This window comes from Peribacillus sp. NPDC097197 (assembly GCF_050278025.1).
In the GTDB taxonomy this organism is placed as follows: Bacteria; Bacillota; Bacilli; order Bacillales; family DSM-1321; genus Peribacillus.
The window spans coordinates 24,864-50,508 of record NZ_JBNNST010000016.1 but is presented as its reverse complement, the minus strand read 5'-3'; the positions used below and the strand labels follow the sequence as shown (position 1 = coordinate 50,508).

Below are 25,645 nucleotides of genomic sequence, written 5' to 3'. Positions count from 1 at the left end.
TTTTTTCTTGTAAATTTATAAAGGAAGAAATGTAAACGGTACCAATCTACAATTATTAGAAAAATCTAAATTATTAGTAAAAATATTGTTAGAAAAGAAGGATATCCCATGAAATTTGTCGTAATTAAATAGTCATTACTCTTTACATAACATTTTTTGGAGGCGTGTAGCATTGTTCAAAACTTATGAAACGGGCTCCTTTTTCGATGAAATGCTTCAGGAAAATGGAGAGCCAAAAGACCACTATCGATACTTCCATTCAATTCTTCAACAGTTTTCAGAAGAAGAGTATAGGAAAAAGCATGAAACAGCTCAATTCAGTTTTTTAAGACAGGGAATTACTTTTACGGTGTATGGGGAAGAAAGCGGAACGGAGCGCACCATGCCGTTTGACTTCATACCAATTATCATCCCTGCTGAAGAATGGGGAGTGATTGAAAAAGGCATGATTCAACGAGTCGAAGCGCTTAATCACTTTTTGGATGATATCTATCATGATCAACAAATTTTAAAAGATCATGTTGTTCCGAAATATCTGGTAGAAAATAGCCCGTATTACTACTATAAACAGGTAGGCGGGGTTGATATCCCGTTACAAAATCATATCTTCTTGGCAGGAATCGATCTAATCAAAGATGAACATGGTGAATATCGAGTTCTTGAGGATAATCTACGAAATCCTTCAGGACTTTCGTATGTGTATCAAAATCGTTATGTTATGCGTCAGGTTTACCCCGAGTTTTTTTCTGAACATTCTCTCAACACACTTGAAAATCAAATTGCTCATTTACAGCACTCCTTATTATCGCATGTGCCAAATAACATCTCGAAAAACACTGAACCTAGAGCAGTCCTCTTAACAGCCGGAATGTATAATTCGGCTTATTATGATCATGTATTTCTAGCACAACAAATGAATATCCAGCTTGTAGAAGGAAGAGATTTGATCGTGAAAGACAACATGGTTTACATGAAAACCATTCGGGGATTAAAAAGGGTGGATATCATCTATCGCCGTATAGATGATGATTTTCTTGATCCGGAGGCGTTTCGTGAAGATTCGTTACTCGGGGTGCCGGGATTGATTGCTGCTTATAAAGAGGGGAATGTCTCCATCTTGAATGCGATTGGAAACGGTGTGGCCGATGATAAAGCGATATATTCCTATGTACCGGATATGATTCGATATTATTTGAAGGAAGAACCGATCATTAAAAACGTGGATACCTACCTGTTAAGCGATCCAATCCAGAGGGAGTGGGTTCTTGAAAGGTTGGATGAACTCGTCGTGAAGAATGTAGGGGCTTCTGGTGGCTACGATATGCTAATCGGACCCCATGCTACCGAGGAAGAGAGGGAAGTATTCCGTCAGAAAATCATTGAAAATCCTTATCAGTACATAGCACAGCCTACCATTAAATTATCACGGGCCCCGGCGTACCAAAAAGGCCGATTCTACCCGTGCCATGTAGATTTACGCGTATTCGTCATGAAGGGGGAACAAGTACATGTACTGCCTGGCGGACTTTCGCGAGTGGCTTTAAAGGAAGGATCACTCGTTGTGAACTCCTCACAGGGCGGGGGCGGAAAAGATACCTGGGTGTTAAAGGAGGAGATGCAGCATGCTTAGTCGTGTAGCCGATTCTTTATTTTGGATGGCAAGGAATTGTGAACGGATGGAAAGTAATGCAGATATCCTTGAGGTTCAGTTAATAAAAATGCTAGAGGCATCCGAGCATGAAATCCTGGTCAAACATGACTTGGAAGCGATCATCGGGATTTGTGGGGATAAAGAGGAATTCGATTCTCTTTATGAAGAAATTACGATGAAAAATGTCGTCCATTATTTGGCCTTTTCAAAAGATAACTTCAATTCGCTATCGAGGATGACCAAGAATATTCGAGAAAATGCCAAGATGACAAGAGATAGAATCCCTAACATGCTTTGGGAGGTATGGAATGAGTTTTACTTAGAGCAAGAAAATGCCCAAGCAAGGGAGGATTACTCCATCCAAGAGATTCATTCCTATATCAGGCGTATTAAAACCACTTCAATGATTGCGACTGGAATAATAGATTCTACCATGTCACGAGATTTACCTTATCATTTTATTAAGATAGGAAAATGGCTGGAACGGGCTGAAAAAACAGCTCTTGTCATGCAGATGATGTATCGACAATCCGTTCCATATGGTGACTTGGAAGGGCAAGAATTGGACTGGCGTACAAGTCTACAGCTCATTAATGGATATGAGGACTTTACTAAGAAATTCAGACCTTTGATGGAACCCAAATTTGTCCTGCAATTCATGATATCCGATCATAGCTTTCCTCGTTCCCTCTGTTATTGCATGGAACATGTCAGAGAAGTTATTAAAGGACTTGAAGGTGAAAAGGTGGCCCATTATTCTTGGAAGATGTATGCGGCCATTGACAATATGATCAGTGAATTCAAAGATGTGGACATCAAAAAACTGAATACGGAAGAGATTGGGGTTTTTATTGATTCGGCTTATAGCCAGTGCCTGGAATTTGGAAAGTTATTCTCCGAAACGTATTACTTAGAAGCTGATCCTGTAAAATGAAAGGGAGCATTCCCAGAAAAAACCCTTCCTCTTACAGGACAGTAAAACCATAGTATCAGGGAGAGAAATGGCCATGAAATATGAAGTTGAACATGTAAATACTTTTTACTATGATACAGCAGTAGACCAAAGTATGAATACCATTCGTTTGAAGCCTAGGACGGATGAATGTCAGCGTTTATTATCTTATAAAAATGAAATCACACCTGTATCTATGCCAAAGGAACATGTGGATTTATGGGGGAATCACGTGGAGAGTTTCTTTATCCCTCAAAAACATACGAAGTTGGAAGTCAAGACGACCTCCATTGTCAGTATTCAAAGGTCGCCATTTATTCGACAAATCGAGTATTCTCCAGAAATGAGATATATCTTTCATTCGGAATTATTTCATGATCATTATAAGAGTTTTTTAAACGAAACAAGCTATACCTTCTTATATCAGTATCAAATCGACCAAGTTATCCAAGCGGTAGGTGATATTGAAAATCCAGTTGAATTCTCCCTTCAGTTAATGAGGTATCTTCATGAGGTCATGAACTATGACGGAGAATCGACTAATGTAAGCACAACGGCTAATGAAGCGTTTGACTTGAAAAAAGGCGTATGTCAGGATTATTCTCATATTATGCTGGGCGTTCTTAGAGCCAGGAAGATTCCGGCCAGATATGTAAGCGGCTATCTCTACGTCGGTGAAAACTCGGAGCTGATTGGTGATGCTGCCTCCCATGCGTGGGTTGAATTCATGGCTCCTGGTATCGGCTGGATTGGGCTCGATGCTACGAATAATGTAGAGGCACTTGAAAATCACATTTGTCTTAGCGCTGGGCGGGACTATTCAGATGTCAGCCCGTTACAGGGAGTTTACAGAGGTGGGAACCAAACGCTTGATGTAAAAGTACAGGTGAAGAAACTGGAACATGAATAAGCAAAACTGATATCCATTAATGCCTCCTTGAGTAAAAGGAGGCATTTTTAAATGGGTTGGGGAAGGTGAAATGGTAACGGGTACTTTATTGATTGGACAAAGAGTGTTCAGCACCTAGATACCATCTAACAAACGGTGGTGCTGTTTTTATGAAGAGCACGAGCTACAGGAAGAACAACTCGAGGAATCAGATCCACTATCATGAACACTGCCATGACTGTCGGTACCTACATTTCCAGAATGGGAACCGTGAGCGGGATCGTCACCAAACAGATGCTTGAAGTCCGAATCACATGCATCCGCACTTGCATAAATGAAGTAAGCGGGTGCAGCATAATCCATTTGATTGTACCGTTTTTGCCAATCCACACTCCGTTCTGTGCGGTCACTTTTTATGAGGCCCGAGAACCTATCAAAAGTTTCTTCCGCTTCCACACTCGTCGGTTTTCGCATGTATTTTTCCTTTAACTGGTCAACTTCCAGTGTTTCGAAATCGTGGAGCAAGGAGGTTGCTTTATCATGTTTGAAGAACTTTCCCCAAGTTAGAATCGAGGGCGAATCAATAGTGAACAGCTGGACATAGTAAAAGTCGAACAGTGTCCGTTCCTCTGGTTTAAAGACAGGCTCTGTGTGGGGATGATGTAGGATCATCTGGCCAAGGAAGTCCCGACAGAACCTATCATATTTCTGTTTATCATCCAGCATGATATGCCAGAGTTCATCGACGGTGGCATGAAACATTTCCATTTTACCGAACACGGCCGTCATGATGAAGTACCGTTTTAATTCCCGCCATAACTCGTTGACATTCCCCTGTGTATAACGTGGGTGTCTCATACGGAAATCGGTATTGACCTTTTCCATATACTCGATTTCCATGGCTTGATTTAGCTTTTCTATTAAGGCTTCCGATACGATAGCATTCCCGCCTATGTCCAAGGTCTCCTCATACCTTCTCCGGAATTCTTGCTGATACCGTTCCATTCTGACCGGCTCGCTTCTTCGTTTTACCAGGATAACCACAATGATCGCGAAAATGGCTGCAAGCATGACATAAAGTAAGGTCATTTTTTCAATCCTCCTAGTCTATAGAACTCCTACATTAACACCATTTTACATTTTATGGGTTTGGTTTATAAGGTATAAACGCATTTTATTTTCCTTGATATTTACGAACCAGGAAATAAGGTGGACATATCAGGCTTTAGTCCCTTTACGCACAGAGTAATTATTAGTATATTTTTGGTAAAATAGGGTTTATTTTCTTTTTGTATGTGGGTAGAGACAAGGGGAAAAGAAGAAAATCTTTTACTTTATTAAAAAGGGAGAGAACTATGAAAAAATCATTTGTTTTTATTCTGGCATTGGTATTCAGTCTATTTTCGTTTAATTTAGGGGCGGTTGGAGCCGCTACAGTTTCAGTTGAAAAGGGACCAGGCCTGAAAAGTCCTTTCGAGCGTGTACATAATCAGTCATACAAGAAGATGGCAAGTGAGTATCTCATTGAAAAAGAACCGAATAATACGATTAAAAAGTCTAACTCAATAAGCCTGAAACAATTTGGTTTGGGGATTTTCAATAAAGCGAACGATGTAGATTACTATAAAATCAAAGTGAAGCATTATGGTTTCTTATATGTGGTCGCTGCTACGGAGTTTAATAGTTCGCTAGATTTTTCTTTATATAATGCCAAGAATAAAGCGGTGAGCCTGGAAAGTTCCAACCGTGTAGATCAAGCGGATACTCAACTCTATTCCGTATCTCCGGGAACATATTATATTAAAGTGAAAGACACAGGGAGTTTAAAAAGCCAGGAAGAATACGCAGTAGGTGCAACCATGTCTGGGCCGACCATCAAAAAGGTCGGGGATAAGGATACAAAGATAAGCGGGGAAGCTGAACCGAATACCACAGTGTATGTGAAGGTCAATAATAAAGTTGTCAATAAAAAGGGAACAAAGATAAAAGCGAACGGCAAGTATTCTGTCACGATCGGTAAACAAAAAGCCGGAACGAAAGTCTCTGTTTGGTCTACAGGAACCGTGGGTGGCAAAGAGTACCAGACCACCCCGGTCAAAACGACGGTAAAAGACGTGACGGCACCCAAAACGCTTACAGTCAGCGCAGTGACGAGTTCAAGTAAATCGGTTTCCGGTAAAACAGAGGCCAAAGCAACCGTGCAGGTTAAAGTGGGATCCAAGGTTCTCGGAAAGGCGACAGCCGATAAAAATGGCAAATATAAAGTGACGATGAAAAAACAAAAGAAAAAGACAAAGTTATCGGTTGTGGCAACCGATAAGGCCGGAAATGCCAAAACGGTCAAAGTGACAGTGAAATGATAGAAGGGCCTTTCCCAATCTGGGAAAGGCCCTTTTCAAATGGATGGAGGAAAATGGGCAATAGGAGAAAAGCAGAAAAAGTGAACTACTGGTATAATAGCTATAAAGATAGTAGTAGGAGTGACGAAAACGTGTATTTAACAGTAGAGGAAACGGCTGATTATTTATCGGTGTCCATACCATATGTCGAAAGTTTAATCTTACAAGGGAAAATTAGAGTGGTGGATGACGGCGAGGGTGTAGTATTGATCTATAAGGACCAGTTCAAGACGCACTTTGAACAGCTGGAGAAATATAAAATGTTAGTCGAAGAATTGGCGAATGAACCGATTCCGGAAGATCTAGACATTAAGGACGAAGACTAAGCCTTCTTGATTGGGATGCATAATAGGTGCATCCCTTTTTTGTACCGGTTATAGTTAATACAAAGCCGGGGCTTTTGAGGGAGTCCGGGCAAGATATTTCAAATTATTATTTTTTGGAAGGTATTTGTAGTAGATTTCCTCCATTCCGTGTAAAATAATAAATACAAAGATAGATTACGGCAAAATGGTAGATAGGAGATAGGTAAGTGGTAAAAGAGTATTTACAAAGCGAAGGATTTTCAAGATTCATTACCTTACTTGTGCTGTTTTTATTTCTTGTAAGCATCGGAAGTATGGTCAATATCGTTTTATTCACATTTGTTTTCACTTTCCTGATGGGAAGGCTTGAACAGTTCATCATGCTTCATCTGAAAAAAGTGATGCCCATCAATTCCAAAGTGGTCATAAGTTTCATTTATATAGTGTTCATTGCTTCTTTAGCTATCGTCCTTTATAAGTACTTGCCGGTTATTACGACACAATTTACTGAGCTGATTACGCAGATTGTATTCTTCTTTCAACATCCGCCTGATAGCAAGGTCATTCAATATGCCATTAGTTTAATGAATGAACTTGAATCACCTCTGGATCTTCAAAAGCAGATGAATACGCTCTATCTTTATATATCTGACTTTGGAAAACTGGCGTTTCAAATCTTCATTTCTATACTGCTTAGCTTGTTTTTCTTGTTGGAAAAGGATAAAATCATCCGCTTCACTTCCAAGTTTAAGCGGGGGAAATTCAATTCCTTCTTCATTAATATTGGACATTTCGGTGTGAAGTTCGTTAACTCATTCGGAAAAGTCATTGAGGTTCAATTCCTAATTGCCATTACGAATGCCATTCTATCCGTTGCGTTCTTATGGATTCTTGGTTTTCCACAGTTAATTGGTTTGGGGATCATGATTTTCTTCCTTGGTTTGATTCCAGTGGCTGGGGTCATTATTTCCTTGATTCCACTAAGCATGATTGCCTATAGTATCGGAGGCATGCCAAAGGTCATTGCAGTGTTGATCATGATTGTGGTGATTCATGCGCTTGAAAGCTATATTCTGAACCCGAAATTCATGTCGGCCAAAACAAATCTTCCTACGTTCTTCACGTTTATGATCTTACTGTTTTCCGAACACTTCCTTGGAATTTGGGGATTGATTATCGGGATACCAATCTTTATCTTCCTATTGGATATGTTAGATATTGATGAAGAAACTAACCGTGCACTGGACGAACCATAATAAGCAGCAACCCTCTAAATGGGTGGTTGCTTATTTTTTTATATTCGTTTTCAATATAATTTTCTATTTTTTATGGAAAAAGAAGATGAATCGATTGTTCACATGTTCAAAGTCCATTATGATACTCGGTTTTGTCATTTACTGTAATAAACTTGTATTCTACTAAAGTTATTTTTTTACTTTTTATTGCATGAAAACTCAAAAAAACGTATACTATTTTTAAGTAAAAAATACTGAATAATCATTCAAATCTAAATTATTAGATTATTTTGAGTGAGAGTTTACGGGAGAAAAGAGGGGATTATGTTGAAAAGGGTATCTGTATACATGTTGGTCGTGATATCTTCTTTGCTTTTGATCATGACCGGATGTGGCAAGGAAAAGGAAGTTTCCACTACAAGTGATGAAGGGCCTAAGGAAAAGACGCTTAGAGTGGTGACGGATGCTGCATATGCGCCTTTTGAATACCTCGAAGGTGATAAAATCGTCGGATTCGATGTTGACTTTATCAATGCCGTAGCGAAGGAAGCTGGGTATAAAGTCGAAATCGAGCATGTAGGGTGGGATCCGATTTTTGTGGAAATTGAATCAAAAAGAGCAGACTTAGCAGTATCGGCAATTACAGTGAATGATGAAAGAAAACAATCGTATGATTTTTCGGTTCCTTATTTCCTTTCCACTAATAAAATCTTGGTTCCCGAAAAAAGTGATGTGGAATCGGGAGCAGATTTGAAAGGGAAGAAGATAGCTGTCCAAACAGGTACAACGGGTCAAGAAGCGGTGGAAGCCCTTCTTGGAAAAAATCATAAAGATATCAAGAAATTCGAGAATAATAACTTAGCCATTCAGGAATTGCTCAAGGGTGGGGCTGAAGCGGTCGTGGCAGATAATACGGTCGTTGAAGAGTATGTAAAAAATAATCCTGATCAAAAGTTGAAGGTCGTGGAAGACAGCAGCAGCTTTGAAGAGGAGTTTTATGGAGTCCTATTCCCTAAAGGCAGTGAGTTAAAGGCCGATTTCGATAAAGCGATCAATACCATGCTCGATAATAGCAAGTACGCCGAAATCTATAAAAAACAGTTTGGCACAGATCCAGATATCGAGACGGTAAAAGCACAACAATAATATAGGTTATGAGAAAAATTGCGTAACTTTACGTGTGAAGTTACGCAGTTTTTTTGGACTTTAGGAGGTACATAGAATGGGTTTTCGTTGGGATATTATTTTTGAATATGCGCCTTTCTTATTGAAGGGGACGTTGCTTACGATTGGTCTATCCGTTTCTTCGATTCTAATCGGGACGTTTCTAGGATTGCTGATTGGATTAGGGAAGATTGTAAGAAATAAATGGCTCGCCTTTCCATTTTACTGCTATGTCACGGTTTTCCGGGGGACACCATTACTGGTCCAGATTTTCTTGATCCACTTTGGGGTGGTTCCTTTCTTTACCGGCGAAACGAATGCCGTCGCAGCGGGAGTCATTGCACTTTCTTTAAATGCAGCGGCATATATTGCTGAAATATTTAGGGCCGGAATTCAATCCATTGATAAAGGACAAATGGAAGGGGCACGTTCTTTAGGTTTGACGCACACTCAATCCATGATTTCCGTTGTCCTTCCACAAGCATTCAAACGCATGATTCCTCCTCTAGGTAATGAATTCATCGTATTATTGAAAGATTCTTCCTTGGTTTGTGTCATTGCTGCCCCGGAATTGATGTATTGGGGAAAAGCGATGGGCAGTCAGTATTTTAAAGTATGGGAGCCATATTTGGCCTGTGCCTTCATCTATCTTTGCCTGACGCTCGTTCTAAGTTTCGTACTAAATAGACTTGAAAGTAGGTTGAAAACAGAATGATCAAGGTGGAAAATTTAAATAAGTCATTTGGTGACAATGAGGTATTGAAGAATATCAGTGCAACCGTTGCCCCACAGGAAGTCGTCGTGGTCATTGGTCCGTCGGGATCTGGGAAATCCACTTTCCTAAGATGCATCAATCAGCTAGAGACGATAACGGGTGGCCACATTTACATTGAGGGGCTTGATACGACGGATAAGAAAGTCGATATCAATAAAATCCGTACGGAAGTCGGCATGGTCTTTCAGCATTTTAACTTATTCCCGCATAAAACGGTTCTTGAAAATATCATGCTTGCGCCGATAAAAGTGCGTAAAGTTTCCAAGGAACAGGCAGCAAAGACGGGCATGGAATTGCTTAATAAGGTGGGCCTTTCGGATAAAGCGAACGCCTATCCGGACTCTTTGTCAGGAGGGCAAAAGCAACGTGTAGCCATTGCTAGGTCTCTAGCTATGGGCCCAAAGATCATGTTGTTTGATGAACCGACATCCGCTCTAGACCCGGAAATGGTCGGTGAAGTGCTTGAAGTCATGAAGCAATTGGCGAAAGAAGGCATGACGATGGTTGTGGTGACACATGAAATGGGATTTGCAAAAGAAGTTGGGGATCGAGTGATATTCATGGATGAAGGGTTGATCGTTGAGGAAAATGTGCCTAGCGAGATTTTTGACAATCCGCAGCAGGAAAGAACGAAGGCATTTTTGAGTAAAGTCCTTTGACGTATAGCTAAAGAAAAAAACCTTCCGAAAACGGGAGGTTTTTTTAGGAACATATCAGGGGGTATTATTTAATGTATGAAGCGCCTAAAAGTGATTCAGGGCTTTTACCGAGCACTAGCATACTGATTTTCGCATATCCAATATTTTCATTTTGGGAGAGGGTTTGTCGAAGAACCTCGATATTCGGATCATTCTTTAACTTTTGAACTTCCTCTTTATATAAAGTGATAACGGAGGGCATAACGAATTCAGGGGTGTATTCGTTAGGGTTTTCATCCATGATTAATGTGCCCATAAATTGATATTTAAATTGGAAAGCTCGTGTTAAGGCAACGACATGAAGCAGTTTTTTAAATAATTCGGGGTATGAATATTTAATTTTTTCCAACGCTTCTTCGGTTGCTTGTAACTCATCGACACTAGATAAAGTGATCATAAATATCTCCTTTCAGAAAATATCGATATATCGGTATTGCAGTGCTTTTTACTCACTACCAAGTCTAACTCGGCAAGTAAATAAAGTAAAATGGTTAGATGTTATCATGAAGATAACTCATATCTATGATAGTGCTTACATTATTTTCTTATTGAAGGTGTATGATCACTCTTTTTTAGCCAATGCTTCCTTTGTATATTTCAGCCATTCCTTTGCGGCGTATGAAAGGTATTGATCCTTACTCCAAATGAATGCCAAGTTCCAGCTCAGTGATGGATTTTTAACCTTAATGGTCTTAACACGACTATCCAACCGACAGAGGCTTTCTGGTAAAAGGGCGATGCCAAGCTTGCAGAAAACCATTTCTTCTATAAAGTCCCATCGAGAGCTTTCGGTAACGATGTGTGGAGAAAAACCTGATTCCTTACAAGATGAAATGATGAGGTCACGCAAAACATAATCCTTATTGAATAAGATAAAGGACTCATGTTGAAGATCTATCAAATCGATTTCATCCTCGGAAGCAAGTGGGTGAGAGGGATGAACGATCAACTTGATGTCTTCTTCTAAAAAGGCAAAATGGTGAAATAGAACGGTGTTGGTCGGCAGGACGATTACGCCTATATCCAGTTGGTCATTTTGAACGGACTCTTCAATTTTTTTTGAACCATCTTCAACCAATTGAAAGGTGATATTGGGATAATCCTCATGAAAACGGCTAAGAATTCGGGGGAAGAAAGAGGCATCGATAATCGGGGGTAAACCGATTCGTATATGTCCCTTTTTAAGGCCTAATAAATTATCCATTTCTGTTTCCAAGTTATGAAAGGCTTTATCAATCAATTTTGCCTGCTCTAATACGACCCGACCGGCATCGGTCAGAGCGAGTTGCTTGCGGGAACGATCGAAAAGTTCAACCCCAAGTTCGGTTTCCAGGTTCTTGATCATTTTACTGATGGTCGGCTGAGTAATGAATAAATGATCGGCTGCCCGAGTGAAACTGTTAAAATTAGTCACTTCTATGAAGTATTGTAAATGCTTAATATCCATCGCTTCACCTGCTTATCTCTTCAAAGTACTTTCATTTTACCCATAGAAATAAGGGTTTGTAAAATAAGAATCTCTTTGCCGTTTACATCCTATTGTCAAGCTAGCAGAAAAGCTGGTCTCAAGGAGCCCAGCTTTTGTGAAAACGAGTCGTACTATGTAATCACTTAACCAATAAGACGGGTACCGGGGAGTTCTGCACGATATAATGACTGACGCTTCCCAGGAATTCCTTGAACCCGCTTAAGCCGCGGCTACCCATGATGATAAGGTCGCAGTTTTGGGACTTCGCATGTTCCAATAACGTTTTGATGGCGGAGCCTTCCACGACAAATGTCTGGGTTTTATTCGGAATTTCCGATAATAGCGCATCCGCTTTTGAGATGACTTCTTCTCCATACTTCAGCATGGATTCCTCGATTTCTTGAAAAGCGTTTCCATATATACTTGGATGAATCGGTAGCGTTACAGCGTGTATCGCATGAATTTCAATGGCTGGATCCAGCTTGGCTAATTCAATCGCTTTTTCCAAAGACTTGAGAGCTAATTCAGATTCGTCATAGGCAACTAGTATTTTCGAGCAGATCATGTTGATCCATCCCTTCATTTACAAGAATATATCTTTAGTATAACAGGTAAAACGACCCTTTTCTTTTGATTTCATGAAATTTTATGAATATTTGTTGAAGTTTACGTTAACGTCAATGGTAAGATAAAGGTAAATAATCCCTTTGTAAAGTGTGGTTATAGGATGTACACGATTTCTGAGTTAGCCAAAGAGTTTGAATTGACGACGAGGACGCTGCGTTACTATGAGGAATTAGGCATGCTAAAGCCGAGGCGGACCGAAACAGGGAACAGAGTATATGGAAAGAAAGAATTCGCACAGCTTAAAATCATCATGCGTGGCAAGAAGTATGGGTTCTCTTTAGATGAAATAAAAGACATTGTGGTCCTTTTCGAGCAGGACAGAACAGGGGTCAAGCAACTGGAGAGAACGATAGAAAAAGCGGGACAGAAATTAGAAGAAATCAATGAACGAATGAGGGAACTTGCTGAATTGAAGCGGGATTTTGAATATATGATCCATGATTTTAAGAAAACCCTTCATAACTTGAAGGTTGAATCATAAGCTTCAAAAACAAAGGGAAAGAGGTGGAGGACTTGAATATTCAAGAGACAGTGGCAGTAGTGACAGGTGGGGCTTCAGGACTGGGTGAGGCAACGGTGCGAAACATCATCCATAAAGGCGGGAAAGCGATCATTCTTGATCTCTCGGAAGAAAAAGGGGCCAGGCTGGTCGAGGAATTAGGGGATTCCGTCCTGTTCATTAAAACGGATGTGACGCAAGAGGATAGTGTCCAAGCCGCCATGGACCAAGGAATCGAAACATTCGGGACGATTAACACGGTCGTCAATTGTGCGGGGATTGCCATTGCCGAGAAGGTCGTCAGCCGAAAAGGCACACATGAATTGAAAGCGTTCTCAAAAGTGGTGACGGTCAACTTAATCGGCACGTTTAATGTCATACGTCTCGCAGCGGAGAAAATGGTCCATAATCCAATGAATGAAGAGGGCGAACGGGGCGTGATCATTAATACGGCTTCCGTAGCTGCTTTTGAAGGCCAAATCGGGCAGGCTGCTTATAGTGCCTCAAAAGGGGGAATCGTCGGCATGACCTTACCGATAGCAAGGGATCTTGCTTCTTTTGGCATTCGGGTCGTCTCGATTGCACCTGGCTTATTTCATACACCGATGTTCGATTCGCTTCCGGAAGAAGCGAGGACATCCCTTGGGAAAACGGTACCGTTCCCATCAAGGCTCGGGTATCCAAACGAATACGCGAAGCTAACGGAAAGCATCATAACCAACCCGATGCTGAATGGGGAAACGATCCGGCTGGACGGGGCCATCAGGATGTCACCAAGGTGACCATGACACCGGAGTAATGATAGAAGAAGAGAAAAGAAAGAGGAGCGAGAACAGATGAAGCATTCTTACTTAACAGAAGATCACGAGATTTTCCGTAAATCATTACGGAAGTTTTTAGAAAAAGAAGCGGTTCCACATTATGAAAAGTGGGAAGAAGAGCGACTCATCCCACGGTCATTCTGGGAGAAGATGGGCGAGCAAGGCTTTCTCTGTCCTGATCTTGATGAAGAGTTTGGTGGGTCAGGAGTCGATTGGGGCTTTGGGGTCATCATCAATGAAGAACTGGAAAGGGTGGGCTCGGGATTAATCGGTTTCGGGCTTCATAGCGATATTACGGTACCCTATCTTTCCGCCTATGGAACCGAGGAACAAAAAAGGCGCTGGCTTCCTGCATGTACGACCGGGGAAAGGATTACGGCTATCGCCATGACGGAACCGGGGACGGGATCGGATTTGGCCAATATTAAAACGACGGCGATCTTGGATGGAGATCATTATGTTCTTAACGGGCAAAAGACATTCATCACAAATGGCATCCATGCCGATTTGATTATCGTAGCTTGTAAAACCGATCCAAATGCTGTTCCGAAGCATAAAGGCGTTTCATTGATCGTCGTGGAACGAGATGCACCCGGGTTCTCACGGGGAAGGAAGTTGAAAAAGCTTGGCCTGCATTGTCAGGATACAGCAGAGCTCATTTTCGAGGATTGCCGGGTGCCAAAGGAAAACCTGCTTGGTGAAGAAGGCAAGGGATTCACCTATTTAATGGAGAAACTGCAACAGGAACGCCTTGTGGTCGCAATCTGTGCCCAAGCTGCATCGGAGGACATGCTTGCGGATACGATTGAATACGTGAAAAGTCGTGAAGCATTCGGCAAATCGGTGAGCCAGTTCCAGAACACGCAGTTTAAAATAGCCGAGATGGCAACGGAAATCAAAATGGGCCGAGCTTTTCTGGACCAACTGATTGCAAACCATATGGCAGGGGAAAACGTTGTAACCGAAGTGTCGATGGCGAAATGGAGATTGACGGAAACCGCCAGGAAAATATCCACGGAATGCATGCAACTTCACGGTGGCTATGGCTATATGGAAGAATACAAGATTGCTAGGCGCTACCGGGATATACCTGTAGCAAGCATTTACGCAGGAACCAATGAAATCATGAAAAAAATCATAGCTAAGAATCTTGGCCTCTAAAAAAGAATGGAAGGGAAGCGATTAGATGCGTGAAGTGGTTATTGTTGAGGGGATCCGTACACCGGTTGGCAGAAGGAATGGGGTCCTGCGGGACTTTCGTCCTGACGAATTAGCTGGAGAAGTGTTAAGGAAACTGGTTGAAAAAGCAGGAATCGACCCAGCCATCGTTGAAGATGTCATTTTAGGCTGTGTAACACAGGCTGGGGAGCAGGCTGGAGATATTGCCCGTGTGGCTGCCTTGATTGCCGGTTATCCGATTGAAGTGCCAGGAACGACCATCGACCGTCAATGTGGATCAAGCCAGCAGGCTGTTCACTTCGCTTCCCAAGCCATCCTATCAGGCGATATGGATGTGGTCGTAGCGGGTGGTGTGGAAAATATGTCCCGTGTTCCGATGGGATTCAATTACCAAGGGGCGACTACGAGCCAAAAGTATGTTGACAACTATGAGGTGATCAACCAAGGACTCTCAGCTGAACGAATCGCCGAAAAGTGGGAAATCACACGCGAGGAATGTGATGCATTTTCCGTTGAAAGCCATGAGAGGGCAATACGCGCGCAAAAAGAGGGATATTTTGACCGGGAAATCATTTCCGTTACAGGTACGGATAAAGAAGGCAACCCGATTGACGTCACGGCAGATCAAGGACCAAGAGCTGGAACGACGGTTGAGGTCCTATCTGGATTGAAACCCGTTTTTAAAGAAGATGGTCTGATCCATGCCGGGAACTCGAGCCAGATCAGCGACGGGGCTGCGGCCTTACTGTTGATGGAGAGAAGTAAGGCAGAAGAACTTGGTTTAAAACCACGTTTTAAAGTGCATACGCGGGTGGTTGTCGGCTCAGATCCGACATTGATGTTGACGGGTCCGATTCCGGCTACGCAAAAGGCTTTGGAAAAGTCGGGTCTTTCCATTGATGATATCGATATCTTTGAAGTGAATGAGGCGTTTGCACCTGTACCCCTGGCTTGGTTGAAGGAAACGGGCGCAGACCCGCAGAAGCTGAATCCAAACGGAGGGGCGATTGCCCTGGGACATCCCCTTGGCGGAAGCGGTGCCCGCCTGATGGTATCCATGATGCATGAACTGGAAAGGACAGGCGGCCGTTATGGACTGCAAACGATGTGTGAAGGGCATGGGATGGCCAATGCAACAATCATCGAAAGGTTGAGTAATCGGTAAATTCACGTGAAGGTCAGGTTTGGATGAAGTAGAAAGCTGTCATCATCAGGAATCCCCCGGATGATGGCAGGTATTTGAGGAGGAAAAAAGATGTCGGTTACGATTAACACCCTATTCGATCAGACGGTTCAAAAATTCCCCATTAAAGAAGCTATCTACGACGTGAGAAGGAATGCCCGATATACATACATCCAGTGGAACGACAAGGTGAATAGACTGGCGGCTGCGCTCCAAGCAGAAGGTGTCCAAAAAGGAGACCGGGTTTCTACTTATTTATATAATAATGAAGAACTGGCCACCGCGTTTTTTGCCTGTGCCAAGATTGGGGCTGTCTTTAATCCGATTAACTTTCGATTGATGGCGGAAGAGCTGGCCTTCATCATCAGTGATGCAAAGCCAAAGGTGCTGATCTTCGAGGAGGAGTTGCAATCGTCCGTGGCGGCGATTGAAAAACGTTTTCCAAGCATTGCTTTCTGGTTCATTGATAAGAAAGTTCCAAGCTATGCCAAGAGTTATCAGGAAAAACTGATCCATGCATCTTCCACACCGGTTGATGTAGCCGTGGATGAAAATGATGTCTATGCCATCATGTATACGAGCGGGACGACAGGAAGACCTAAGGGAGTGATCCATCTTCATAAGGATATGGTCGAGCAGTCAGCCATAATAACAGAGGCGATGAGATATGAAAGTCAAGACGTCGGTTTGATTACCGCACCCATGTTCCATTGTGCTGAATTGCACTGTTCATTTTTACCACGCGTTCAGGTCGGAGCTAAGAATGTGATTATGCATCAGTTCAATCCCAAGCTGGCACTTGAGCTGATCGAAGCGGAAGGAATCACCAAACTATTCGCAGCCCCGACGATGTGGAACATGCTGCTTCAGGAGAACCTGGAGAACTATAATATTCAAAGCCTCAAGCTTGGATTGTACGGGGCAGCCCCAATGGCCCCGACGCTTGTGCTCGCTTGCCAGGAAAAACTGGGCATCCAGTTCATCCAGGCTTACGGGATGACCGAAATGGGTCCAGCCATCACCTTGCTGCTGGAAGACGACCAAATCCGGAAAGCCGGTTCAGCCGGCCAGGCATGCCGTGGCCATGAAATCGTCATTGCCCGTCCGAATGAAGATGGGCCAGCGGATCCCGATGATGCCATGGGTCCTGGGGAAACAGGGGAAATCCTCGTGAAAGGACCTTGCATCATGCAAGGGTACTTTCAAAGAGAGCCAGAGACGGAAAAAGCGCTTCATAAAGGGTGGTACCATTCCGGGGATATCGGTTTCCTTGATGAAGACGGTTTTCTATGGGTCAAGGACCGGGTGGATGATATGATCATTTCGGGTGGCGAGAACGTTTACCCTCGTGAAGTGGAAGATACCCTCTATGAACATCGGGGGGTTCTCGACTGTGCCGTGCTCGGTCAACCAGATGATAAATGGGGAGAAACGGTGACGGCGTTTATCGTGGCGAAAGATTCATCGTTAACTGAGAAGGATTTAGAGGATTGGTGCAGGAATAGCATAACGCTGGCTAACTATAAGCGTCCACGACGATATATTTTCTGTGAGGAGCTGCCGCGAAACGCAAGTGGCAAAATCCAGAAATTCATGCTTCGCAAACAGTTGGAAGAGAACGTCGTGGAAGAACAATAATTTGAGGATTCCCCTTAAAATAAAAATCCGAGTGGCCGATAAAATAAAGGACAACATGAGAAAACATAATGGGGGGAACAAATTGAGTAAGTCATTTCGAATTGCATGGCATGCGGTCGTCGATGAACATTCCATTCTCGAAGGACGCAGTTTAGTGAATGCCGAAAGCGATCAAGCTGCCGCAAGCAAATTGGTTTATGAAAAATCCACAGAATACCGTCTAAGGCAACAATGGGTGATGATCGATTCATTAGTTGAATTAGTGAATGAATAAGAAAAGGAGACTCCAGTCATAGGAGTCTCCTTTTAAATGTTATCCACATGTAAAAAGCTTACGATTCAAGGAATATAGCTTGTTATCCACATTATCCACAGAGTTATCCATAATTTACATTATTTTCATATAATCAAGAGGTGTCGTATTACCCATTATTTATCGGTATATTCAGAAAATATCCACAATATTAACAAGGCTGTGGATAAGATGGTGTGTATAAGAGGAGGCTGCTGAATATGCAGCCTCCTCTAAACGCTATGATTTACGGTTATGGGCTCGACGGTCAGCGGCATTGGCGCGCGCTTGAGCCTCCATATCATCTTGGTCGGCTAGTTCGGTAGAAAATTCGACATCAATTCCGTCACTTTTAAGGTTTTTAGGTACCTGTGGCAGTTTTTGTTTGTTTTTATCCCGATTATGGTGAATGTTATTTCGACCCATGTTAGCGCCCCCTCGATGAAAGTAAATAAGCTGGAAATGATTTGATTTAAATCATCTCCAGCTTATTGTGTGTTGAATGGTAGATCATCATGTACGGAAAAAAGCGCCAAACTTAACGACGGGGTTTCTTTTCTGTAAAACCGCCGGCTCGATCTGCTTGTTTGAATTCGCGAGAGTAAGTGATCTCTTGCATGCTTGTTAGGAAACTTTTTTCTTTATCCGTTTTTTTCGCCATTTAGATCATCTCCAATTCATGTGATAATCCTATTTTTTCCCAAATAACTTCAATCATACATGTAAAATATCTTCTAGGGCCATTTTAAGAGTGGGAAAGGAGAATGTGAATTCCTCCTTCATTAGTTTGCTTGGTAGGACCTTTTGCCCTTCAAGGACCAGGATGCTCATTTCGCCGAGTGCGGTTTTTAGAAGGAATGGAGGGACCGGGAACCAGTGAGGCCGTTTCATAACGGCGCCAATCGTTTTACCGAACGTATCCATTTGAACGGGGTTTGGCGCTGTGAAATTGACTGGTCCCTGGATATTCTTTTCCTTCATGCAAAAAGAAACCGCACGGGCGACGTCTTGAATATGAATCCAGGAAAGCCATTGGGTACCTTTGCCGATTTTTCCACCGCCGAAAAGTTTGTAGGGAAGGGTCATCATGGGGAGTGCCCCTTTTTTTTTCCCCAGGATTACGCCAAATCTTGTGAGGACGACACGTTCGCAGTAGGGGCTGGATTTCATCGCCTCTTTTTCCCATAGCTTGACGGTGCGGGCCAGAAAGTCCTCCCCGATGGAATCCGATTCCTCTGTAAAGGTTTCCTGGTCGGATATGCCATAGTATCCCACTGCGCTGGCATTGATTAGGCACGGGATTTTTTTCGGAAGCTTGGAGAGGATCCGGTTCATTTCCTTGGAAGCCTCGACCCGGCTTTCGACAATCGTCCGTTTCCGTTCCTGTGTCCAACGACCGCTATTTAATGACTCCCCGGCTAGGTTGATGAACACATCAAGATCTTCCAACTGTCTCTCAGGGCTTGATACTGCGCTCAGCCAGCCTACGTAATGAATATGCTCTTGCTTATCATATTTATCTGGATGCCTGGTCAATATATATAATTCATGATTTTCTTTTAATAATTCGTCAATAAGGGCAGAGCCGACAAAACCGCTTCCACCGGCAATGGCTATTTTCATGAAAATCACATCCTTTTTCTGTCTTTCCTTCACTGTAACACGCTCGGGTTCTTTTTTCATTTTTGGACGTGCTTGTCTAGAAAAGGTTCACAGAAACGGGTAAAGTAAGAAGGGGGTGGAAAGTATGCCGAACATAACGAAAATAACGACCCAAAAGAAAAGAACAGACCGTTACAATATATTTGTCGATGAAAAATATGCGTTCAGTGTGGACGAAGAGGTCCTTCTGAAGTTCCAGTTGAAAAAAGGCACGGTACTCGATGATTTGCTTCTTGCCGAAGTGCAGTTTCATGATGAAATACAAAAGGCGTTTACCGATGCCCTCCATTATTTATCCTACCGCATGCGTTCAGAATCGGAAGTCCGCCTGTATTTAAAAAAGAAGGATATCGAAGAACCGATTATAAAAGAAGCGATACATAAGCTGTACAGCTTTCACTATCTCGACGATCTCGATTTTGCCAAGGCATATGTCCGGACGCATGTGAACGGTGGCAATAAAGGACCAATCACGCTAAAGCAGGAGCTGAAGGAAAAAGGGATTCAGGATAAGCTGATCGAACAAGCTTTGTTGGAATACCCCCACGAGATTCAAGTGGAGCATGCAAGAAAGCTTGCCGAAAAGTCGATCAGGAAAGAAAAGAATATCTCGGAACGGGCATTACAGCAAAAAGTGGAACAAACATTAGTCCGTAAAGGATATCCCCGGGACATCATACACGAGGCCTTGGAAGAGGTGGGCGTGGAAAAAGACGAGGATGAGCAATGGACCTCGCTTACGCATCATGCCGAAAAACTTCAACGCCGTTACCGGAACTATGAAGGCTTTGAGTATAAGCAGAAGATGAAGCAGGCACTATATCGAAAAGGGTTCCCCATCGAATTGATCGACCGCTATTTGAACGATTCTGATGTCGATTAAGGTACATGCATAGCCAAAACGCATAATTTTGTTTAATATAGAAGTACATATTATTAATTAAGGAGCCTTATATATGAGCGAGGTAAGATATAGCACGATGTCGGATTACGAGCTGCAGCAAGAAATTGCCACACTGACGGAAAAGGCGAGAAAAGCCGAGCAACTGGGAATGGTCAACGAATATTCCGTATTGGAACGGAAAGTGACCATGGCTAAAGCCTATCTGTTAAATCCGGATGATTTTAAAAAAGGTGAAATTTATCAAGTTGAAGGCGACCCGGGTGTCTACTTCAAAATTGATTATATGAATGGCGTTTTTGCCTGGGGATACCGTTTAGGTGGAAGTGGGAAAGAGGAAGCGTTGCCCATTTCGATGTTGAAATAAAAAAAGGAATCGTGACGAACCCGATTCCTTTTGGTAGTATCTTTATTCCGTTCTTTCGCTTGAAGCTTTCATACGTTCTTGTGGATGTGTATTGATGCTGCCATCCGCCCGTTTTGAAGCATATCTCTCCTTTGCGCGAGGTTCGCCTTGGAATTTATTATTGTTTTGGTTAGGAAAACCTTTTTGTTTATTTCTCAAGTTTTTCTCCTCCAAGCATTAGAATAAGTAAAAAAGTGTTTCTGTTCTCTACTAGTATGGGTAAGGAACAGTAAAATTCAGTCTGTAAAAATATTGGCAACGGGGTGGTTTAGATGAATGATTACCATGAAAGATTAACCAAGATTTTGCTCGAGAAAAATGATCACATAACGTATGAGCAGGCTCTAACTTGGGTTGAATTATTATGGGAAGATTTCGAGGCGACCTATGCGAAAGCGGGACATGAATATGCGGGCGAAGAAATGACATCACGAGTTGTCCAGACTTGGATCGACAACTACGGGGAACGATTCCACGAATTCATTGCAAAAAATCCTAAATATAAGCATTTACTGGATCAACAGAACCAAATTCATTAAAAAAAGCTGATTCCATTGGGGATTTCCCCCTCGGAATCAGCCTTTTTTTCTTATGAAGGTACTACAAAATGATATTCAATTTCTTCTTGAGTTTCGCTTCACTAAAGATCCAGCCGGTAAATGAATTCAAGATATTCAAGTCATCGTCTAAATGAACAACGGCGACAAAAGGATAATAACCGTTGCTGCGGTACCTTAAATCGATGAACCGGACTTCATAATAATCCTTGTTCTGCTCAATTTCCCATCTGTAGACGGGGGAAAAAGAGAGAAAGGCTGCCAAATTGATATCATGCTTGGCGGCTTCAAGAACTTTGCTTTCAGGAAGCGGGATTCGATCAAACGTATCAAGAATCGTCACGTAGCCTCGATCAGCCCGGGCCACATAATAATGCTTTTCGGCAGTCACGGCTATTCTCCAGCGGTGATAGCTCATCGTTGGTGATAAGAGAATTTTCCGTGCACCGGGAATCTGCTGTCTGACTGCTCGCTTTACGAATGCTCTTTCCCTGAAACGGGCGAGATAATAAAGAACGAGTATGGCATACATCGTCAGAAATAGATAACCAGGGGGAAAACCATATCCCCATAATATCAAGCCGCCAACATGGATCCCGAAGATGAACGGGTCGAACGTATTGATGACCCCAAGTGCCACCCAATTCGAGGAAATGGGCCGTAGCGCCTGTGTCCCATAGGCGTTGAAGATATCGACGAAAACATGCAGGAATACGGCCAGAAATGTCCATAGCCATAAATGAAGGTAGTTCGTCTCAGGCATGATCATGTAAAGGGTGCCACTGATAAGCAGGGGCCAAAGTAACACGGCAGGAATCGAATGCGTGATTCCCCGGTGATTTCGTATATAAACAGCGTTATTTTTTAATTTTAGAATGGTGTCGATGTCAGGAGCTTGCGAACCCAAAACCGTACCAGCCATTACCGCACTGAAAGTAATGGGGCTTTGCGCAATAACAGGATCTAATGTGGCAAGTCCTCCAAGAGCAATCCCCATGACAAAGTGAGTGCCTGTATCCAAAGCAAAACCTCCCTGCCACAATATAGAAAAATATGTCTTCTTTCCATCATACCGTATTTATATATTATCAATCAAATGAATATATTTGACTTTCTTACCTTGCCCCTTACAATAAAACGAAATGAGTGCCTGTTAAAAAAGAATGCCCATTATGGTGTATTCCCTTTTTTAATAAGAGTTAACATCTTTGGAGGAACAAAATGGCGAAAGAAATAATGATCCCAACCATAGAAAAAGTAAATATTGAAGCGTTTCAGAAAGATTTGGTCAACTGGTTCCTTGAAGAACAAAGGGATTTGCCATGGCGTGAAAATAAGGATCCATACAGGGTATGGGTTTCTGAAATCATGCTGCAGCAAACCAGGGTGGATACCGTCATCCCGTATTTTAACCGGTTTATGGACTGGTTCCCCACTCTTGGTGAATTCGCGGTTGCCGATGAGGAAAAGGTATTAAAAGCGTGGGAAGGCCTTGGTTATTATTCAAGGGTCCGCAATCTGCATAGTGCTGTCCAGGAAGTCCAAGCATCCTATAATGGGATTGTCCCGGATAGCCCGGAGGAAATCTCGAAACTGAAGGGTGTCGGACCTTATACGGCCGGAGCGATCCTAAGCATTGCCTATGGAAAGCCAGAACCGGCCGTCGATGGAAATGTCATGCGTGTGTTGTCCCGGATCTTGATGATCTATGAAGACATCGCTAAGCCGAAGACGAGGAAAACCTTCGAGGTCGCCGTACGCAAGCTAATCGATCCCAATCATACGTCTGAGTTCAATCAGGCCCTGATGGAACTGGGTGCACTCATTTGCACGCCAGGCAAGCCAGCCTGCCTGTTATGCCCTGTGCAAAGCCATTGCCTGGCATTTGAGGAGGGAGTACAGTCAGAGCTGCCGGTCAAGATCCAAAAGAAAAAGTCGCGTGACGTACCAATCGTTGCTGCGATTTTGACGAATGAAAAAGGTGAATTCCTCATTCATAAGCGGGCGTCGGAAGGATTGCTTGCGAACCTTTGGGAATACCCGAACTTCGAGATTCACACAACCCTTCAACATAAACGGGAATTTTTTGAGGCGCGTTTTCTTGAGACTTACGGTAGCAAACCGGAATTGATCGATTCGCTCGTCAAAATTGAACATGTCTTTTCCCATCTGGTATGGAAGATGGATACGTATACCGGAGTGTTGAAGGAACCAATCGGTGATGACACCTTAGGGGAAAATCAGCTGAAGTGGGTGAGTAAAGAGGCGATGGAGGAATTTGCATTTCCAGTCTCTCACCAAAAGATGATGAAAGCCTATAACGATAGGGGCTAATTCAATTTTTGCCTTATGAAGAAAAAACTGCTTAACGTAAATATATTTTAGAATGAACTCAACAAAGAAGATGCCGAAAAGCTTTGCTTTCGGCATCTTTCATTAAATTCAAGTCAATCGTAGGTTGTCTCGGTACCATGAGTGTAATCGGCTTCCTGTCTTTTCAGCCCGCCTCTTCTTTCGATTTCTTGAACGATTTCCTTATGGATACTCTGTCCTTCTTGGTTCAAATAAGGTACCATTTGTTGAAGGGAGTGATGAAAATAGGCAAGCTCGCTATTTTCCCAATCCGATTTCTCCATCATGGACAACTCTGTCATATCTCGTCCAACATACATAGACACACACTCCTTTTTTATTCGTTATACTTTAATGTTCACTCAGAAAGGATGGAATAAACATATGGAACAAAAAGTAGCACTCGTTACAGGTAGCAGTAAGGGTCTCGGAAGAAGCACGGCATTACGTCTTGCAAAAGAAGGGTACAACCTTGTTATTAATTATGCCCGGAGCAAGTCCAAAGCATTAGAAGTAGCTGCTGAAATCGAAGCCATGGGGCGGAAAGCGCTTGTCGTAAAGGCCAATGTCGGCGATGTCGCAAAAGTGAAGAACATGTTCGCCGAAATCGATGCCCATTACGGGCGTTTGGATGTTTTCATCAATAATGCGGCATCTGGCGTACAGCGTCCTTTAATGGAGCTTGAAGAAACACATTGGGACTGGACCATGGATATCAATACGAAAGCCCTTTTATTTTGTGCCCAGGAAGCGGCAAAGCTAATGGAAAAAAACGGCGGAGGGAAAATTGTCAGCATCAGTTCACTCGGTTCGATCCGATATCTGAAAAACTATACTGCAGTCGGAGTATCAAAGGCTGCGCTCGAAGCATTGACAAGGTATTTGGCCGTTGAATTGGCACCAAGAAACATTTGCGTCAATGCGGTTTCAGGCGGTGTCATTGATACGGATGCCTTAAAGTCATTCCCAAACCGCGAACAAATGCTTGCGGAAGCCGCCGAACAAACACCTGCAGGACGGATGGTCGAAGTGGAGGATATGGTGAACACGATTCTCTTCTTGATAGCGGACGAATCAAGCATGATCCGTGGGCAAACGATCATCGTCGATGGCGGAATTTCCCTGCTTGTTTAAGTAATTGGTAAAAATTAGCCGGATAGCCCACGGTGATGATGGATACCTTATTACCGTGGAGGTGATATCAATGGCTAATTACAAAAACAAAACACAATCAGGTACTGACATTCAACAAGTTAAAAAACAAAACGCGCAATCTCAACAAGGCCAAGGCCAATACGGTACAGAGTTTGCGAGTGAAACAAATGTACAAGATGTGAAACAACAAAACCAAAAATCCCAAAGCAAAAAAAGCCAAGGGTAATTGAACTCCAACCACGACCAGGCATCCTTCTTTTGAAGGGTGCCTTTTATTGTGATCATTTGCCATGAACCTACCCTATATTGATGTTAGTTCCACTTCACGCTTGGCGCCCTTGGTCCCGTTTTAATCTTGCCTGCCCAGACGAATAGATGAAAGGGGATTTTGTTAAAATTTAGAGAAGGGATAAGTTTTAAATTAAATGTAAAAGGAAATACTGTAAATAAATAGAATATACATACTATGGGAAAAATACAGATGTAGGATGGTGCAAATATGGAGGAATTTAACCGGCTCATTAACGCCCAGTTGAAAACGATGGAACGACTTTTATATGTACAATCCGAAATCGAAAGATACCAAGATATAGAGAAACAATTCCTTGCGAATCAGGAAGAAGATAAAGCGGTCACCGTTCAAGAGGAAATTCAACATAGAAAAATGGAATTGAAGACGATTCATGAAACGTTCGAGCGGCAAACGGAGGATGTCATTCGATGTTATCAACAGGAGCAGGCGGCAGTTCAATAAAAACATTGGCTAATTTTCAGATGAGAATGAGGAAAAAGATTGCTTTTTTTAATCTTTTTACACATTTTTACTGTAGATTAGCC

General features: G+C 42.6%; 32 protein-coding genes. 22 read left to right on the top strand and 10 right to left on the bottom strand.

Annotation, left to right across the window (positions count from 1 at the left end; genetic code table 11):
* Nucleotides 1–172 precede the first annotated feature (172 nt).
* The 3 genes from ACQKL6_RS17505 to ACQKL6_RS17495 all read left to right on the top strand — a co-directional run bounded on the left by ACQKL6_RS17505 (nucleotide 173) and on the right by ACQKL6_RS17495 (nucleotide 3,513).
* Nucleotides 173–1,630, top strand: a complete 1,458-nt coding sequence (locus tag ACQKL6_RS17505; RefSeq protein ID WP_402988884.1) for a circularly permuted type 2 ATP-grasp protein — start codon at nucleotides 173–175, stop codon at nucleotides 1,628–1,630.
* Nucleotides 1,623–2,585 carry an alpha-E domain-containing protein gene (locus ACQKL6_RS17500; protein WP_427651607.1) on the top strand — a complete coding sequence of 321 codons (963 nt, stop codon included), beginning with the start codon at nucleotides 1,623–1,625 and terminating at the stop codon, nucleotides 2,583–2,585. Before ACQKL6_RS17505 ends, ACQKL6_RS17500 begins: the two co-directional genes overlap by 8 nt.
* A 73-nt stretch (nucleotides 2,586–2,658) precedes the next feature.
* The gene (locus tag ACQKL6_RS17495) at nucleotides 2,659–3,513 is read left to right on the top strand and encodes a transglutaminase family protein (protein WP_402871480.1); all 855 of its coding nucleotides are present in this window, start codon (nucleotides 2,659–2,661) and stop codon (nucleotides 3,511–3,513) included.
* Between the two features lie 147 nt (nucleotides 3,514–3,660).
* Here the strand turns inward: ACQKL6_RS17495 and ACQKL6_RS17490 are convergent, their stop codons facing one another.
* Nucleotides 3,661–4,581 (bottom strand): hypothetical protein, encoded by a 921-nt coding sequence (locus ACQKL6_RS17490; RefSeq protein WP_402959318.1) that lies wholly within the window; start codon nucleotides 4,579–4,581, stop codon nucleotides 3,661–3,663.
* A gap of 266 nt (nucleotides 4,582–4,847) precedes the next feature.
* Here ACQKL6_RS17490 and ACQKL6_RS17485 point away from each other — a divergent pair, with 266 nt between their 5' ends.
* From ACQKL6_RS17485 to ACQKL6_RS17460, 6 genes are all read left to right on the top strand, one after another.
* On the top strand, nucleotides 4,848–5,852 hold the full coding sequence (locus ACQKL6_RS17485; RefSeq protein WP_427651606.1) for an Ig-like domain-containing protein: 1,005 nt from the start codon (nucleotides 4,848–4,850) through the stop codon (nucleotides 5,850–5,852).
* A 131-nt stretch (nucleotides 5,853–5,983) separates the two neighbouring features.
* Nucleotides 5,984–6,217 (top strand): excisionase family DNA-binding protein, encoded by a 234-nt coding sequence (locus tag ACQKL6_RS17480; RefSeq protein ID WP_402871471.1) that lies wholly within the window; start codon nucleotides 5,984–5,986, stop codon nucleotides 6,215–6,217.
* A gap of 206 nt (nucleotides 6,218–6,423) precedes the next feature.
* Complete coding sequence (locus ACQKL6_RS17475) at nucleotides 6,424–7,452, top strand: AI-2E family transporter (protein WP_402871469.1); 1,029 nt, start codon at nucleotides 6,424–6,426, stop codon at nucleotides 7,450–7,452.
* A gap of 306 nt (nucleotides 7,453–7,758) precedes the next feature.
* Complete coding sequence (locus ACQKL6_RS17470; RefSeq protein ID WP_427651605.1) at nucleotides 7,759–8,577, top strand: basic amino acid ABC transporter substrate-binding protein; 819 nt, start codon at nucleotides 7,759–7,761, stop codon at nucleotides 8,575–8,577.
* 76 nt (nucleotides 8,578–8,653) lie between these two features.
* Nucleotides 8,654–9,310: an amino acid ABC transporter permease gene (locus ACQKL6_RS17465; RefSeq protein WP_402871465.1), complete on the top strand. Its 657-nt coding sequence runs from the start codon at nucleotides 8,654–8,656 to the stop codon at nucleotides 9,308–9,310.
* Nucleotides 9,307–10,029: an amino acid ABC transporter ATP-binding protein gene (locus ACQKL6_RS17460; protein WP_402871463.1), complete on the top strand. Its 723-nt coding sequence runs from the start codon at nucleotides 9,307–9,309 to the stop codon at nucleotides 10,027–10,029. The genes ACQKL6_RS17465 and ACQKL6_RS17460 overlap by 4 nt, the downstream gene beginning before the upstream one ends.
* Nucleotides 10,030–10,093: 64 nt before the next feature.
* Here the strand turns inward: ACQKL6_RS17460 and ACQKL6_RS17455 are convergent, their stop codons facing one another.
* The 3 genes from ACQKL6_RS17455 to ACQKL6_RS17445 all read right to left on the bottom strand — a co-directional run bounded on the left by ACQKL6_RS17455 (nucleotide 10,094) and on the right by ACQKL6_RS17445 (nucleotide 12,119).
* A complete protein-coding gene (locus ACQKL6_RS17455; protein WP_402959312.1) occupies nucleotides 10,094–10,465 on the bottom strand; it encodes a hypothetical protein in 372 nt (123 codons plus the stop codon).
* A gap of 165 nt (nucleotides 10,466–10,630) precedes the next feature.
* Entirely contained in the window at nucleotides 10,631–11,515 is an 885-nt protein-coding gene (gene cidR / locus ACQKL6_RS17450) for a cidABC operon transcriptional activator CidR (protein WP_402871459.1), read from the bottom strand.
* 160 nt (nucleotides 11,516–11,675) lie between these two features.
* Nucleotides 11,676–12,119 carry a universal stress protein gene (locus ACQKL6_RS17445; protein ID WP_427651604.1) on the bottom strand — a complete coding sequence of 148 codons (444 nt, stop codon included), beginning with the start codon at nucleotides 12,117–12,119 and terminating at the stop codon, nucleotides 11,676–11,678.
* Nucleotides 12,120–12,263: 144 nt separating this feature from the next.
* Here ACQKL6_RS17445 and ACQKL6_RS17440 point away from each other — a divergent pair, with 144 nt between their 5' ends.
* The 6 genes from ACQKL6_RS17440 (at nucleotide 12,264) to ACQKL6_RS17415 (ending at nucleotide 17,757) form a co-directional block, all read left to right on the top strand.
* A complete protein-coding gene (locus ACQKL6_RS17440; protein ID WP_402871455.1) occupies nucleotides 12,264–12,644 on the top strand; it encodes a MerR family transcriptional regulator in 381 nt (126 codons plus the stop codon).
* A gap of 32 nt (nucleotides 12,645–12,676) precedes the next feature.
* On the top strand, nucleotides 12,677–13,444 hold the full coding sequence (locus ACQKL6_RS17435; protein WP_402871453.1) for a 3-hydroxyacyl-CoA dehydrogenase: 768 nt from the start codon (nucleotides 12,677–12,679) through the stop codon (nucleotides 13,442–13,444).
* Nucleotides 13,445–13,498: 54 nt separating this feature from the next.
* Nucleotides 13,499–14,644 (top strand): acyl-CoA dehydrogenase family protein, encoded by a 1,146-nt coding sequence (locus ACQKL6_RS17430; RefSeq protein ID WP_402871450.1) that lies wholly within the window; start codon nucleotides 13,499–13,501, stop codon nucleotides 14,642–14,644.
* Nucleotides 14,645–14,669: 25 nt separating this feature from the next.
* Nucleotides 14,670–15,827, top strand: a complete 1,158-nt coding sequence (locus tag ACQKL6_RS17425) for a thiolase family protein (RefSeq protein ID WP_402871447.1) — start codon at nucleotides 14,670–14,672, stop codon at nucleotides 15,825–15,827.
* Nucleotides 15,828–15,917: 90 nt separating this feature from the next.
* Complete coding sequence (locus ACQKL6_RS17420) at nucleotides 15,918–17,483, top strand: fatty acid--CoA ligase (protein WP_427651602.1); 1,566 nt, start codon at nucleotides 15,918–15,920, stop codon at nucleotides 17,481–17,483.
* 82 nt (nucleotides 17,484–17,565) lie between these two features.
* Nucleotides 17,566–17,757, top strand: coding sequence for a hypothetical protein (locus tag ACQKL6_RS17415; RefSeq protein WP_402871442.1), 192 nt, complete (start codon nucleotides 17,566–17,568; stop codon nucleotides 17,755–17,757).
* Between the two features lie 258 nt (nucleotides 17,758–18,015).
* Here ACQKL6_RS17415 and ACQKL6_RS17410 read toward each other — a convergent pair whose 3' ends face one another.
* The 3 genes from ACQKL6_RS17410 to ACQKL6_RS17400 all read right to left on the bottom strand — a co-directional run bounded on the left by ACQKL6_RS17410 (nucleotide 18,016) and on the right by ACQKL6_RS17400 (nucleotide 19,398).
* On the bottom strand, nucleotides 18,016–18,201 hold the full coding sequence (locus tag ACQKL6_RS17410) for a YfhD family protein (protein WP_402871439.1): 186 nt from the start codon (nucleotides 18,199–18,201) through the stop codon (nucleotides 18,016–18,018).
* Nucleotides 18,202–18,313: 112 nt separating this feature from the next.
* A complete protein-coding gene (locus tag ACQKL6_RS17405) occupies nucleotides 18,314–18,436 on the bottom strand; it encodes a YfhE family protein (RefSeq protein WP_402871438.1) in 123 nt (40 codons plus the stop codon).
* Nucleotides 18,437–18,489: 53 nt separating this feature from the next.
* Entirely contained in the window at nucleotides 18,490–19,398 is a 909-nt protein-coding gene (locus ACQKL6_RS17400) for a TIGR01777 family oxidoreductase (protein ID WP_427651616.1), read from the bottom strand.
* 124 nt (nucleotides 19,399–19,522) lie between these two features.
* Between ACQKL6_RS17400 and recX the strand changes: the two genes are divergently transcribed.
* Together recX and ACQKL6_RS17390 are read left to right on the top strand one after the other, a co-directional pair.
* On the top strand, nucleotides 19,523–20,320 hold the full coding sequence (gene recX, locus ACQKL6_RS17395) for a recombination regulator RecX (RefSeq protein ID WP_427651601.1): 798 nt from the start codon (nucleotides 19,523–19,525) through the stop codon (nucleotides 20,318–20,320).
* A gap of 73 nt (nucleotides 20,321–20,393) precedes the next feature.
* Nucleotides 20,394–20,705: a YfhH family protein gene (locus tag ACQKL6_RS17390; RefSeq protein ID WP_402871434.1), complete on the top strand. Its 312-nt coding sequence runs from the start codon at nucleotides 20,394–20,396 to the stop codon at nucleotides 20,703–20,705.
* A gap of 42 nt (nucleotides 20,706–20,747) precedes the next feature.
* On the opposite strand, the gene ACQKL6_RS17385 is transcribed toward ACQKL6_RS17390, so the two are convergent.
* Nucleotides 20,748–20,903, bottom strand: coding sequence for a small, acid-soluble spore protein K (locus tag ACQKL6_RS17385; protein ID WP_427651600.1), 156 nt, complete (start codon nucleotides 20,901–20,903; stop codon nucleotides 20,748–20,750).
* A 113-nt stretch (nucleotides 20,904–21,016) separates the two neighbouring features.
* Between ACQKL6_RS17385 and ACQKL6_RS17380 the strand changes: the two genes are divergently transcribed.
* Nucleotides 21,017–21,283 carry a YfhJ family protein gene (locus tag ACQKL6_RS17380; RefSeq protein WP_402871428.1) on the top strand — a complete coding sequence of 89 codons (267 nt, stop codon included), beginning with the start codon at nucleotides 21,017–21,019 and terminating at the stop codon, nucleotides 21,281–21,283.
* A 61-nt stretch (nucleotides 21,284–21,344) separates the two neighbouring features.
* Here the strand turns inward: ACQKL6_RS17380 and ACQKL6_RS17375 are convergent, their stop codons facing one another.
* Entirely contained in the window at nucleotides 21,345–22,322 is a 978-nt protein-coding gene (locus ACQKL6_RS17375; RefSeq protein ID WP_402871425.1) for a metal-dependent hydrolase, read from the bottom strand.
* 200 nt (nucleotides 22,323–22,522) lie between these two features.
* On the opposite strand from ACQKL6_RS17375, the gene mutY reads away from it, so the two are divergent.
* Nucleotides 22,523–23,635 (top strand): A/G-specific adenine glycosylase, encoded by a 1,113-nt coding sequence (gene mutY, locus ACQKL6_RS17370; RefSeq protein ID WP_427651599.1) that lies wholly within the window; start codon nucleotides 22,523–22,525, stop codon nucleotides 23,633–23,635.
* A 113-nt stretch (nucleotides 23,636–23,748) separates the two neighbouring features.
* Here the strand turns inward: mutY and ACQKL6_RS17365 are convergent, their stop codons facing one another.
* On the bottom strand, nucleotides 23,749–23,973 hold the full coding sequence (locus ACQKL6_RS17365; RefSeq protein WP_402871421.1) for a hypothetical protein: 225 nt from the start codon (nucleotides 23,971–23,973) through the stop codon (nucleotides 23,749–23,751).
* Nucleotides 23,974–24,037: 64 nt separating this feature from the next.
* Here ACQKL6_RS17365 and fabL point away from each other — a divergent pair, with 64 nt between their 5' ends.
* The 3 genes from fabL (at nucleotide 24,038) to ACQKL6_RS17350 (ending at nucleotide 25,562) form a co-directional block, all read left to right on the top strand.
* Nucleotides 24,038–24,787 (top strand): enoyl-[acyl-carrier-protein] reductase FabL, encoded by a 750-nt coding sequence (gene fabL / locus ACQKL6_RS17360; RefSeq protein ID WP_402871419.1) that lies wholly within the window; start codon nucleotides 24,038–24,040, stop codon nucleotides 24,785–24,787.
* A gap of 70 nt (nucleotides 24,788–24,857) precedes the next feature.
* Entirely contained in the window at nucleotides 24,858–25,034 is a 177-nt protein-coding gene (locus ACQKL6_RS17355; RefSeq protein ID WP_402871417.1) for a gamma-type small acid-soluble spore protein, read from the top strand.
* Nucleotides 25,035–25,307: 273 nt separating this feature from the next.
* The gene (locus tag ACQKL6_RS17350; protein ID WP_427651598.1) at nucleotides 25,308–25,562 is read left to right on the top strand and encodes a YgaB family protein; all 255 of its coding nucleotides are present in this window, start codon (nucleotides 25,308–25,310) and stop codon (nucleotides 25,560–25,562) included.
* The last annotated feature ends 83 nt before the right edge of the window (nucleotides 25,563–25,645 follow it).

Excerpts from the sequence above, each read along its gene's own strand:
- ACQKL6_RS17500 (WP_427651607.1), top strand. The coding sequence starts at position 1,623 with ATGCTTAGTCGTGTAGCCGATTCTTTATTTTGGATGGCAAGGAATTGT.
- ACQKL6_RS17495 (WP_402871480.1), top strand. The coding sequence starts at position 2,659 with ATGAAATATGAAGTTGAACATGTAAATACTTTTTACTATGATACAGCA.
- ACQKL6_RS17490 (WP_402959318.1), bottom strand. The coding sequence starts at position 4,581 with ATGACCTTACTTTATGTCATGCTTGCAGCCATTTTCGCGATCATTGTG.
- ACQKL6_RS17485 (WP_427651606.1), top strand. The coding sequence starts at position 4,848 with ATGAAAAAATCATTTGTTTTTATTCTGGCATTGGTATTCAGTCTATTT.
- ACQKL6_RS17465 (WP_402871465.1), top strand. The coding sequence starts at position 8,654 with ATGGGTTTTCGTTGGGATATTATTTTTGAATATGCGCCTTTCTTATTG.
- ACQKL6_RS17460 (WP_402871463.1), top strand. The coding sequence starts at position 9,307 with ATGATCAAGGTGGAAAATTTAAATAAGTCATTTGGTGACAATGAGGTA.
- ACQKL6_RS17455 (WP_402959312.1), bottom strand. The coding sequence starts at position 10,465 with ATGATCACTTTATCTAGTGTCGATGAGTTACAAGCAACCGAAGAAGCG.
- cidR (WP_402871459.1), bottom strand. The coding sequence starts at position 11,515 with ATGGATATTAAGCATTTACAATACTTCATAGAAGTGACTAATTTTAAC.
- ACQKL6_RS17445 (WP_427651604.1), bottom strand. The coding sequence starts at position 12,119 with ATGAAGGGATGGATCAACATGATCTGCTCGAAAATACTAGTTGCCTAT.
- ACQKL6_RS17440 (WP_402871455.1), top strand. The coding sequence starts at position 12,264 with ATGTACACGATTTCTGAGTTAGCCAAAGAGTTTGAATTGACGACGAGG.
- ACQKL6_RS17430 (WP_402871450.1), top strand. The coding sequence starts at position 13,499 with ATGAAGCATTCTTACTTAACAGAAGATCACGAGATTTTCCGTAAATCA.
- ACQKL6_RS17425 (WP_402871447.1), top strand. The coding sequence starts at position 14,670 with ATGCGTGAAGTGGTTATTGTTGAGGGGATCCGTACACCGGTTGGCAGA.
- ACQKL6_RS17420 (WP_427651602.1), top strand. The coding sequence starts at position 15,918 with ATGTCGGTTACGATTAACACCCTATTCGATCAGACGGTTCAAAAATTC.
- ACQKL6_RS17410 (WP_402871439.1), bottom strand. The coding sequence starts at position 18,201 with ATGGGTCGAAATAACATTCACCATAATCGGGATAAAAACAAACAAAAA.
- ACQKL6_RS17405 (WP_402871438.1), bottom strand. The coding sequence starts at position 18,436 with ATGGCGAAAAAAACGGATAAAGAAAAAAGTTTCCTAACAAGCATGCAA.
- ACQKL6_RS17400 (WP_427651616.1), bottom strand. The coding sequence starts at position 19,398 with ATGAAAATAGCCATTGCCGGTGGAAGCGGTTTTGTCGGCTCTGCCCTT.
- recX (WP_427651601.1), top strand. The coding sequence starts at position 19,523 with ATGCCGAACATAACGAAAATAACGACCCAAAAGAAAAGAACAGACCGT.
- ACQKL6_RS17390 (WP_402871434.1), top strand. The coding sequence starts at position 20,394 with ATGAGCGAGGTAAGATATAGCACGATGTCGGATTACGAGCTGCAGCAA.
- ACQKL6_RS17380 (WP_402871428.1), top strand. The coding sequence starts at position 21,017 with ATGAATGATTACCATGAAAGATTAACCAAGATTTTGCTCGAGAAAAAT.
- mutY (WP_427651599.1), top strand. The coding sequence starts at position 22,523 with ATGGCGAAAGAAATAATGATCCCAACCATAGAAAAAGTAAATATTGAA.
- ACQKL6_RS17365 (WP_402871421.1), bottom strand. The coding sequence starts at position 23,973 with ATGTATGTTGGACGAGATATGACAGAGTTGTCCATGATGGAGAAATCG.
- fabL (WP_402871419.1), top strand. The coding sequence starts at position 24,038 with ATGGAACAAAAAGTAGCACTCGTTACAGGTAGCAGTAAGGGTCTCGGA.
- ACQKL6_RS17355 (WP_402871417.1), top strand. The coding sequence starts at position 24,858 with ATGGCTAATTACAAAAACAAAACACAATCAGGTACTGACATTCAACAA.
- ACQKL6_RS17350 (WP_427651598.1), top strand. The coding sequence starts at position 25,308 with ATGGAGGAATTTAACCGGCTCATTAACGCCCAGTTGAAAACGATGGAA.